This window comes from Paenibacillus sp. RC73, assembly GCF_044908085.1.
Taxonomy (GTDB): domain Bacteria; phylum Bacillota; class Bacilli; order Paenibacillales; family Paenibacillaceae; genus Paenibacillus; species Paenibacillus terrae_A.
Map to the genome: position 1 here is coordinate 370,835 of NZ_JBIYCV010000007.1, position 10,215 is coordinate 381,049.

A 10,215-nucleotide genomic window follows, 5' to 3' on the forward strand; every position below is an offset into this window, starting at 1 on the left:
TAGGCGAGTCTGAGACATAAGGAGGTGCAAGCAAATGTACGCAATTATTGAAACAGGTGGTAAGCAATACAAAGTTCAAGAGGGCGATGTATTGTTCATCGAGAAGTTGGAAGCTACCGATGGTGAAACTGTAACGTTCAACCGTGTTCTGGCAGTATCTAGCGACAATGGCTTGACAACAGGTACACCGCTTCTTTCCGGAGCTACTGTAACAGCTACAGTTGAGAAACATGGTCAAGGCCAAAAGGTCATTGTATACAAATACAAACCTAAAAAGAACTACCATGTGAAGCAAGGTCATCGTCAACCGTACACGAAAGTGACGATTGGAAAAATCCAAGCGTAAGAGGGTGCGATAAGTGATTATCGTGCATATTACACGACTGGAGGATGGCAGCATACAGGGATTTTCCATTAAAGGTCATGCGAATTATGCCAAATCTGGCGAGGATATCGTATGTGCCGGCGTATCAGCGGTAACTGTAGGAACTGTCAATTCGATTGAAGCTCTTACAAACGTTGATATGGAATCGGAAATGGAAAACGGCTTTTTGAGCGCGTATCTTCCCCCTGAAGTTCATCATGATGTGAACGCACAGGTACAACTGTTGCTGGAATCCATGGTGATTATGTTGACAAGTATTGCTGAATCATACGGTAAGTATATTCAAATAGAAAATAAACAAAGAAGGAGGTAGACATCATGTTGAAATTGACATTGGATCTTCAATTATTCGCATCGAAAAAAGGTGTAGGTTCCACGAAAAACGGACGTGACAGTCAATCGAAACGTCTTGGCGTGAAACGTGCTGACGGTCAAGCAGTTACCGGCGGTAGCATCCTGGTTCGTCAACGCGGAACGAAAATTCACCCGGGTACGAACGTGGGTATCGGTAAGGACGACACTCTGTTCGCGAAAGTGGACGGCGTTGTGAAGTTCGAACGTTGGGGCCGTGATCGCAAAAAGGTGAGCATCTACCCGATCGACGTTGCTCCAGTAGCAGCTACTGTAGAAGCTTAATAGCGGCTTAGACACGCTGAAAAGCCTCCGGCAATTTTGTCGGAGGCTTTTTTGTATGATGGTAATGAACTGGAAAGTCAGTCTGTGCTATACTGGATTAAGGTTCTTTATTAATCCATTTTAATTATCGCAGAACGGAGAGAAGCCATGTTCCAGCGGATAAGAGCGCCTCATCTGGCGTTGGGTTCCATTCTGATTCCTTTGGTTTTTTCACTGCTCTATCCTGCAGCACTAACGATTATCATATTAGCCGCGTGGTCCGTTATTGCCGCCTGTTTTAGCATGTGGTATATACAGAGACAGGTTGAAGCTGAGCGGAAAGCTGCTTTGCGTTCTTTGGAGCGTACAGCTATCGCAGCTCTCAATCATCACCGGCATGACTGGATGAATGACTTGCAGGTGCTTTATGGCTATATTCGTATGAATAAGCATGATAAATCGGCTGCTTATGTGGAAACAATAAAAGGGCGCGTGGCAGAGGACAGTAAAATATCAAAGCTGGGTATTCCCTCGTTGGTGTTTTATTTGCAATCTTTTCGCGTGAACGCCGGAAATTTACAGTTGATGGTTCAGGTTGAGGAGCATTTAAAGTTGGACGCTGTCATGTCTCCCGAAGACGGCGAGTCGCTTGCCTCGGCCGTCATAGAAACGGTACGTGCGTATCAATATGGCGGGGGCCGGTCGTCCTGGGGAGAAGTGCGCAGATTGACACTTTATTTCGGTATGGATCAGAATGATGTTATCGTCCGGTTTGAAGGCAGTGACGTACCTGCTGATTTGAATTTGTTAAAGCAGGTCAGATCCGGACACGGAAGTGAACGCATTCGAACAGAGAAGCTTCCTACGGGAGAAATGCTTCAAATTCGGATGCAGTGTCAGACATAAGGAAGGTGTAACCATGTTTGTAGATAAAGCGAAGATTTTTGTTAAGGGCGGCGACGGTGGAGACGGGCTGATTGCGTTTCGCCGTGAGAAATACGTTCCTGAAGGCGGCCCTGGTGGCGGTGATGGAGGTAACGGTGGAGACGTGATCTTCCGCGTCGATGAAGGCTTGCGTACCTTAATGGATTTTCGGTACCAGCGGCATTTTAAAGCTAAACGTGGAGAAAAAGGCCGCAACAAAAGCCAGCATGGAGCCAATGCGGATCATATGATCGTACGCATACCTCCGGGTACAGTCATCATGGATGATGATACGGGTGAAGTAGTGGCAGATATGACACGTCATGGTCAGCAGGTCATCGTGGCCAAAGGCGGACGTGGGGGGCGCGGAAATATCCGTTTTGCCACACCAAACAATCCAGCGCCTGAGCTGGCTGAGAACGGCGGAGAGGGACAGGAACGTTATATTACCCTTGAGCTTAAAGTAATGGCCGACGTAGGCTTGGTTGGTTTCCCTAGCGTAGGGAAATCTACATTGCTGTCAGTTGTCTCCTCCGCAAAACCAAAGATTGGCGCGTACCACTTTACAACGATTACCCCGAATTTGGGGGTTGTGGATGTAGGCGACCATCGCAACTTTGTTATGGCCGATCTGCCTGGATTGATTGAAGGAGCTCATGAAGGCATAGGACTGGGACATGAATTCCTGAGGCATATTGAACGGACACGTATTATTATTCACGTCGTGGATATGGCGGGTTCTGAGGGTCGTGATCCGTTTGAGGATTGGACTAAAATCAACGACGAATTAAAGCAATATAACGCGACATTAGCCGAGCGTCCACAAATTGTGGCGGCGAATAAAATGGATATGCCGGAATCGGAAGAAAATCTGGCTCAATTCAAGGAGCAAATCGCTTCAGTTCGTCCAGATCTCGAAATTATGCCCATTTCCTCGTTGACACGCCAAGGCGTAAAGGAATTGCTCTATCGAGCTGCTGATCTGTTGGATCAAATACCGGACGAGCCAGTTGTTGAGGAAGTAGCGGAAGTGAATGAACGTAAGGTGTTTAAGCTGGATAAGGCAGAGGATGAAGGTTTCACCATTATACGTGAAAACGATACATTCGTGGTGCACAGTGTCAAAATCGAGCGCATGATGAAGCGTATGCAGCTGAATTCGCACGATGCGATTCTAAAGTTAGCAAGAACATTGCGCCACATGGGTGTGGATGCTGAGCTGCGCAAGCGTGGTGCCGTTGATGGAACGCCTGTACGCATTGCCGATTTCGAGTTTGAATTCGTAGAAGGCAGCAGCTATTATTAAAAATGAAATACTTGTCTGAAGTATGGACGGTTACTACGCTATAGGAAACCCTATAGACGGCAGTAGCCGTTTTTTTTACAGTTAGCTTGCCGATTGTCAGGAGTTTCGATATAATGTCCTCTATACAAAAACATAAGTCTTTGAGGAGAGGACGTTCGTGAAAGAGCGCTATTACTTGGTACGGGAAGATATTTTGCCTGAAGCTATCGTTAAGACGATCCAGGTCAAGCTGCTGCTTGCTTCGGGAGATGTTAAAACCGTGCATGACGCCGTGGAGCAAGTTGGGCTAAGTCGAAGTGCCTTTTATAAATATAAGGATGGCATTCATTTGGTCAACCAGTTGGAGCGTGAGCGAATTGTCAATATCTCCATTGATCTGGAGCATCAATCCGGCATGCTGTCCAGAGTTCTCGGCAGGGTGGCAGATTACGGAGGCAATGTGCTAACGATCCAGCAGAGCATCCCGCTGCAAGGCAGAGCCAATGTAGTCATTTCGGTAGAAATGTCCAGACTCAGTGAAGAGCTTGGGGTTCTGCTGGAGGGCCTGGAAACCATCTCCGGTGTGAAGCGCGTTCGCCTGATCGGGCAAGGTTAAGAGCTATAAAGCTCATCAGATATAAGTTAGCAGGAGGGGAATGGATGAAACCGGTCAAAGTAGGATTGTTAGGATTAGGAACGGTAGGAACGGGAGTCGTTCGAATCGTGGAAGGAAATCAAGAAGATTTGAGCAGGCAAGTCGGTTCGCCGATCATTATTGAAAAAATAGCTGTTAAAAATATAGAGAAATATCGTTCCATTGAAGTCGATCCCGCCAAGCTTACAGAGGACCCGTGGGAGGTCATCCGTGATCCAGAGATTGATGTTATTATCGAAGTCATGGGTGGCGTGGATCAGACGAAGAAGTACATTCTGGAAGCGCTGGAGCGCGGCAAGCATATCGTAACAGCGAACAAGGACTTAATGGCTCTGCACGGCTCTGAAGTACTGGCGAAGGCGCAGGAAAAGCAGTGTGATATTTTTTATGAAGCAAGTGTAGCGGGCGGTATTCCGATTATTCGTACGCTGATTGAAGGCTTCTCCTCCGATCGCATTACTCGTATTATGGGGATTGTGAACGGTACAACCAATTTCATTTTAACCAAAATGAGTCAGGAGGGGGCTTCTTACGAGGAAGTTCTCAAGGAAGCGCAGGAGCTTGGATACGCGGAATCTGATCCGACTTCAGACGTGGAGGGACTGGATGCTGCCCGTAAAATGGCTATCCTCGGTACGCTCGGCTTCCGTTCGGATGTAGAGCTTAAGGACGTAAGCGTTACTGGTATTACAAAGGTATCCAGTGAAGATATCGCTTTTGCCAAAACACTCGGCTATGAAATGAAGCTGCTTGGCATTGCGGAGCGTCAGGGTGATGAATTTACGATCAATGTTCAGCCGACGATGGTACGCAAGCAGCATCCTTTGGCCTCGGTGAACGGGGTATTCAACGCAGTTTATGTACACGGTGAAGCCGTGGGTGAAACCATGTTCTACGGTGCGGGTGCAGGAGAAATGCCGACAGCTACATCGGTTGTGGCCGATCTGGTGGCTGTAGTGAAGAACCTCAAGCTCGGCGTGAATGGGCTTAAGGCCATCGTACCTTATAACCCTAAAAAAATCAGCAGTGATGAGGACGTGTATTTCAAAAACTTCGTACTTCTGCATGTAGATGATAAGGCCGGAGTATTGGCGCAGATCACACAGGTATTTGCTGAATTCGACGTCAGTTTGGCATCTGTGGTGCAGCAACCAAATGAGGTCAATCCAGATGCTGAAATTATTATCGTAACCCATTTGGCTAGTAAGGCGAGTATGAAAAAGGTTCTGGAGCATTTTGAATCTCTGGATGTCATTCGCCGTATCAAGAGTGTGTATCGGGTTGAGGGATAGTTCAAAAAAAGCAGGAGGAATTGTTTGTATGACTGTTTTAAAAACAGCAAGAGTGCGTGTGCCTGCAAGTACCGCCAATTTAGGCCCCGGTTTTGATACACTGGGCATGGCGTTGTCCTTGTATGCATGGGTTGAATTGAAAGAAGCCGGACAGACGGCTTTCCATTTATACGGGGACGAAATGAACGGCATTCCCCAGGATAAAACGAATCTGATTTATAAAGTAGCACAAATGGTTTTTCAGGAGGCTGGAGTACCAGTTCCTGAGTTGGATATTTCAATGTATTCGGATATTCCACTTACCCGTGGTTTAGGCAGTAGTGCTTCAGCGATTGTGGGTGCGCTTGTGGCTGCAAATGCGCTGATCGGCTCACCTCTGTCTGATTCCAAGCTGTTTGACATGGCAAGTGCTATTGAAAAGCATCCTGACAATGTGGGAGCCTCCTTGTTTGGTGGCATTATTACAGCGATGTGGGATGGCAAACATGCCAAGCATTTACGGCTTGAGCCGGATGCAAATCTGGAGGTTTTGGTAGTCATTCCAGATTTCCAATTGTCTACCTCCAAGGCCAGAGAGGTTCTACCCGCGCATGTATCCTTGAAAGATGCCGTATATAATGTGAGCCATGCTTCGATGCTCGTAGCGGCATTGGCATCAGGCCAAACCGATTTGATCGCTGAGGCGATGCAGGATCGGCTTCACCAGCCTTATCGGGCGGCGCTTGTGCCGGGTATGGCGGAGATTTTGCAGGAAGCGCACCATTATGGTGCTTTGGGGGTGGCTCTCAGCGGAGCTGGACCGACATTGCTGGCATTGGCGGATCGCCGGGAAAACCGGAGAGATGAACTGGAACAGTATTTAACCGAAACGATGAGCAAGGAAGGAATCACTGCATCTGTTTTAAAATTGCGCCCAGAGAGCGAAGGCGTTAAAGTATATACTGATAAGAAAGAGATTCCTTTTATGGACTTGGTTAAAGGGGAAATTACGATATGAAACGAATTGCACTTCTTCCGGAGGGGACCGTTTCCCATGAAGCGATTCGGTATTTGATAGGGGATACGCCCTGTGAATTGCTGTTTTATAAGTATATAGCAGATGTATTTCAGGCTGTGGACAAGGGAAAGGCTGACTACAGTGTAATTCCGATTGAGAATACAATTGATGGCTCTGTAAGTCTGCATATGGATTGGCTTGTACATGAAGTGGACATTCAGATGCAGGCGGAATGGGTGTACCCTTCTATTCAAAACCTCATTGGATATCGCAATGAATTTACTAATGACCGGGGCGAGCTGGATTTGAGCAATGTGGTCAAAATTATGTCTCATCCCGTAGCACTTCCGCAGTGTAAGGAGTTCATACAGACTACGGCTGCTCAGGCTGAGCTGGAGAGTGCAGGAAGTACGGCGGAAGCCGTCGAAATTGTTAAACATAACCCGGGCAAAGGCTGGACTGCTTTGGGAACCAAGCTTGCGGCTTCCAAGCACGGACTGGATATTTTGGCCAGCAAGGTGACGGATCACGATAATAACTTTACCCGCTTTGTCCTGATCGGCCATCAGCCTATCAGCCTCCCGCGTAAACCTGAAGGTCAACGGACCAGTATTTTGGTGACACCTCCGCAGGATTTTCCGGGGGCGTTGCATCAGGTATTATCTGCATTTGCGTGGCGCAGGTTGAATCTGTCACGGATTGAATCGCGTCCGACCAAAAAGCAACTGGGGAACTACTATTTTTACATTGAAATTTTGGAATCTTTGGAATCCGTCCTGCTTCCCGCAGCATTTGCAGAGATTGAGGCTTTGGGATGCCACGTGCGTATCCTTGGTTCCTATCCAAGCTACAAGTATGTTGAAGTAGTAGAACCTATTTTAGAAGAACAATAATCGGAGGTGCGGTTCTTAATGGCAGAGCAATGGATTTATCTAGATGGACAGCATGTAACTAAGGAAAATGCAAAGGTTTCCGTATATGATCATGGTTTTTTGTACGGGGACGGGATATTTGAAGGCATTCGAATTTACAACGGTAATATTTTTAAATGCAAAGAGCACTTGGACCGTCTGTACGATTCTGCAAAATCAATTCAGTTAAACATTCCGCTGTCTCCTGATGAAATGCTGGAAGCGATGGCGGAAACGATCCGTCTTAACGAGATGCGTAATGGATACATTCGTCTGGTTGTATCGCGTGGTGCTGGAAATCTTGGGCTTGATCCTCTTCGCTGTCCGAAAGCAAGTATTATCATTATCGTGGAGCAACTCGCCATCTATCCCGAGGAAGCTTATCTGACTGGGCTTAAGACGATTTCCGTCTCTCAGCGTCGTAACATTCCAGATGCTTTGAATCCGAAAATCAAATCGTTGAACTACCTCAACAACATCCTGGTGAAAATTCAGTCTAACTATGCTGGTGTGGGCGAGGCTATTATGCTAAATTCCCAAGGATATGTGACGGAAGGTTCCGCGGACAATATTTTTATCGTCAAAAACGGAGTGTTGTATACGCCGCCTTGCTATCTGGGAGCGCTTGAGGGTATCACGCGTAATGCTATTATCGACTTGTGCGCCGAGCTCGGTTATGCGCTCAAGGAGCAGCCTTTTACGCTGCATGATGTGTATGTCGCTGATGAGGTGTTCTTTACGGGAACTGCAGCAGAAGTTATTGCTGCTTATGAAGTAGATGGTCGTACGATTGGTTCTGGAGTTGCGGGTCCGGTGACTTTGGAGTTACTGGCCGAGTTCCGTAAGATCGTGGATCAAGACGGCTATAAAGTGTGGCAGGACTAAAAATATGAATCCTTTTGACTGGATGCCCGCAAGGGGATTCGGTTGAGAGGATTTTTTTGTTTGTATGGGGTCATTCGCCCGGGAAGTGCATAGGATGTAATAACAGAAGCCGGGCGTTTACCCTATCCTGCCCGAACGAATGTCTAGGAGGTTTGTGACCTGTGAAAATACACATCGTCAAGAAAGGCGACACACTGTATTTGCTTGCCCAGAAATATAATGTGTCACTGGAAAAAGTTATTGCGGCCAATCCCCAATTGGCTGACCCGAATCAGTTAAGTATCGGCGAGAAAATCAAAATTCCGGCAGACCCTGTTGCGATGCAAGAACAGCCATCAACGGTTTATCAGCACAAAGTCAAGCAGGGTGATTCATTGTGGAAGTTGTCCAAGGCATGGGGAGTCCCGCTCAAGCTAATTATTGATGCCAATTCCCAACTTAAAAACCCGAACGCTCTACTGGTCGGGGAAACCGTCAATATTCCTCAATACAAAGGCGAGGCGAACAATCCTGCTTCGGATCAAAAGAAGAACACAGGTGTCAAACAAGAGCCAACACAGCCTGAATCAGAGTCACCAGCATCAACTGCAAATAATGAAAACGAAAACCTACCCCAGACCAAGGCGGAACAGACTCAACCTAAAGCGGAGCTAACTCAGCCCAAGCCAGACAACACACCTATCCCTAAAGAGCAGGTGAACCAGCCTAAGGAAATAGTGAACGTTCCCAAGCTGCCTGAATTGAAACTGCCCGAAATTCCGATGGCGCCCGTAAACCCTGCTCCTCAACCTATAGCTTCGCAACCAGTTCAACCAAAACCGCAGCTGCCTGCAAATGTTGAACTGAAGCCTGTAACGGAGAAATTTTGCGGTTGCACGAACTCGGAGCCAGCGACAAATTCCCAATGGCCGATGCAGCAACCAACGCATGATTACAACTCACCAACAAATACGGGACCAAACTCATGGTACCCAGGCATCGGGGTTGCCCAGCCATGGGGGAATGCGCCAGTAAATACTTCCTTTGTAGAGCAATGGGCTCCTTCGGTAGCCCCCAACCAGGGATATCAGCAAGACTGTGAGCACCCATGGAGTTGGGGAACTGTACAAACAGCGCCTATAAATGTTCAACCGACACCATATCCTGTCTATCCGGACTGCATGTGCCCGGGGTATCATCCAAGCTATGAAGCGGCTGAGAATACATCCTATCCTGTCTATCCTCCATTTATCCATCAAGGTTACCCGCAACATCCTGAGAGTGCAGTCCAAGGCAGTCAGTGGGGTCATGAATGGGGATCCCCCCATCACAGCTTGCCTATGGGCGGGTATGTATCGGACTATAGCCAGTTACAAGGGCAACAATCCGCGAATCTCCCGCATCATCCGTTCGCCCATGAGAATGCACCTGTGAATCCATTAGAGGGGTATACCACTCCCTATATGTTTTTGCCTGACTGCGGCTGCCGGGAGGGGAACGTGGAGTCAGTACCAGATTTCTCCGGAACGCAGGGAAATGGCGAAAATCTGAATATTGGATCCCAAAACGAAGTTAACTCTTCTCCCAAACATAAAGATAGCAACGTGAGTAAAGGCAAGGGGAAAGATACCTCAGGCAATACAGCCAAAGAAGAGACATCCAAAGCCAAGGTTTCAGGTAAAAATAGTACTGCTAAAAATCAAAATTCCCGCAAGACGGTAGCAACAGCTTCCCATTCCACTGCCCGTAGTTCCCGCTCTCGCAAAAATCCCTGGATTAAGGACTGACAAAAGGGGATTAAAAGTGAAGGTAAACTCCATGAAAGTGAGTTCAGCTTATGATTGACCCAAAAGAGTGAAATGTAAATATAGAAAGGCTGTTATTCCTCGGAAACGGAATGACAGTCTTCTCTTTTCGATTAGAGGTGAGGACATAGAAAATCAATCAAAAAAAATGTTGCTAAGTAACAGGAGAATATGATATATTCTTATAGCTGTCTTTTCTGAGATAGTTAGCAACACAAAGCAGAATGAAAATGCTCGAAAAATTATCTTAAAAAAAGTGTTGCAAAGCCTTAGAAAACATGATATATTATTTAAGTCGCCGCTGAGTTGCGGTGGTGAAAGAAAGTAAAAACAAACGCAAGACATGATGCAGGTTTGATCTTTGAAAACTGAACAACGAGTGAGTACGGATTTTGCTTGCAAAATCCAACGCTGAGATTTTGGTACATGCCGTCAGGCTGTATAAAATGGAAGCGAACAATGAGATATTTTATCTCGTCAGT

The 10,215-nt window shown here is 46.9% G+C and carries 12 protein-coding genes and 1 other annotated feature (1 of these 13 running past the window's edge); of the genes, 11 read left to right on the forward strand and 1 reads right to left on the reverse strand.

What is annotated here, in order from left to right:
- Window positions 1–21 (forward strand) — a sequence feature (ribosomal protein L21 leader region) (it extends 67 nt beyond the left edge of the window).
- Window positions 22–34: 13 nt separating this feature from the next.
- The 11 genes from rplU to ABH897_RS19065 all read left to right on the forward strand — a co-directional run bounded on the left by rplU (window position 35) and on the right by ABH897_RS19065 (window position 9,715).
- Window positions 35–346 carry a 50S ribosomal protein L21 gene (gene rplU / locus ABH897_RS19015; protein WP_014277583.1) on the forward strand — a complete coding sequence of 104 codons (312 nt, stop codon included), beginning with the start codon at window positions 35–37 and terminating at the stop codon, window positions 344–346.
- Window positions 347–359: 13 nt separating this feature from the next.
- Entirely contained in the window at window positions 360–698 is a 339-nt protein-coding gene (locus ABH897_RS19020) for a ribosomal-processing cysteine protease Prp (protein WP_283652993.1), read from the forward strand.
- A gap of 5 nt (window positions 699–703) precedes the next feature.
- Window positions 704–1,021, forward strand: coding sequence for a 50S ribosomal protein L27 (gene rpmA, locus ABH897_RS19025; protein ID WP_014277581.1), 318 nt, complete (start codon window positions 704–706; stop codon window positions 1,019–1,021).
- Between the two features lie 147 nt (window positions 1,022–1,168).
- Window positions 1,169–1,906, forward strand: coding sequence for a Spo0B domain-containing protein (locus ABH897_RS19030; protein WP_283652992.1), 738 nt, complete (start codon window positions 1,169–1,171; stop codon window positions 1,904–1,906).
- Window positions 1,907–1,919: 13 nt separating this feature from the next.
- Entirely contained in the window at window positions 1,920–3,230 is a 1,311-nt protein-coding gene (obgE, locus tag ABH897_RS19035) for a GTPase ObgE (protein WP_404519669.1), read from the forward strand.
- A gap of 157 nt (window positions 3,231–3,387) precedes the next feature.
- The gene (locus tag ABH897_RS19040; RefSeq protein ID WP_007431685.1) at window positions 3,388–3,825 is read left to right on the forward strand and encodes an ACT domain-containing protein; all 438 of its coding nucleotides are present in this window, start codon (window positions 3,388–3,390) and stop codon (window positions 3,823–3,825) included.
- Between the two features lie 44 nt (window positions 3,826–3,869).
- A complete protein-coding gene (locus ABH897_RS19045) occupies window positions 3,870–5,156 on the forward strand; it encodes a homoserine dehydrogenase (protein ID WP_283652990.1) in 1,287 nt (428 codons plus the stop codon).
- Window positions 5,157–5,184: 28 nt separating this feature from the next.
- Window positions 5,185–6,153 (forward strand): homoserine kinase, encoded by a 969-nt coding sequence (gene thrB, locus ABH897_RS19050; protein WP_283652989.1) that lies wholly within the window; start codon window positions 5,185–5,187, stop codon window positions 6,151–6,153.
- Window positions 6,150–7,046, forward strand: a complete 897-nt coding sequence (pheA, locus tag ABH897_RS19055; RefSeq protein ID WP_283652988.1) for a prephenate dehydratase — start codon at window positions 6,150–6,152, stop codon at window positions 7,044–7,046. Before thrB ends, pheA begins: the two co-directional genes overlap by 4 nt.
- An 18-nt stretch (window positions 7,047–7,064) precedes the next feature.
- Window positions 7,065–7,949: a branched-chain-amino-acid transaminase gene (gene ilvE, locus ABH897_RS19060; protein ID WP_149094823.1), complete on the forward strand. Its 885-nt coding sequence runs from the start codon at window positions 7,065–7,067 to the stop codon at window positions 7,947–7,949.
- 161 nt (window positions 7,950–8,110) lie between these two features.
- Entirely contained in the window at window positions 8,111–9,715 is a 1,605-nt protein-coding gene (locus tag ABH897_RS19065; RefSeq protein ID WP_404592556.1) for a LysM peptidoglycan-binding domain-containing protein, read from the forward strand.
- 308 nt (window positions 9,716–10,023) lie between these two features.
- On the opposite strand, the gene ABH897_RS19070 is transcribed toward ABH897_RS19065, so the two are convergent.
- Window positions 10,024–10,215: hypothetical protein (locus ABH897_RS19070; RefSeq protein WP_404519671.1), on the reverse strand; the 192-nt coding region annotated here is incomplete at its 5' end.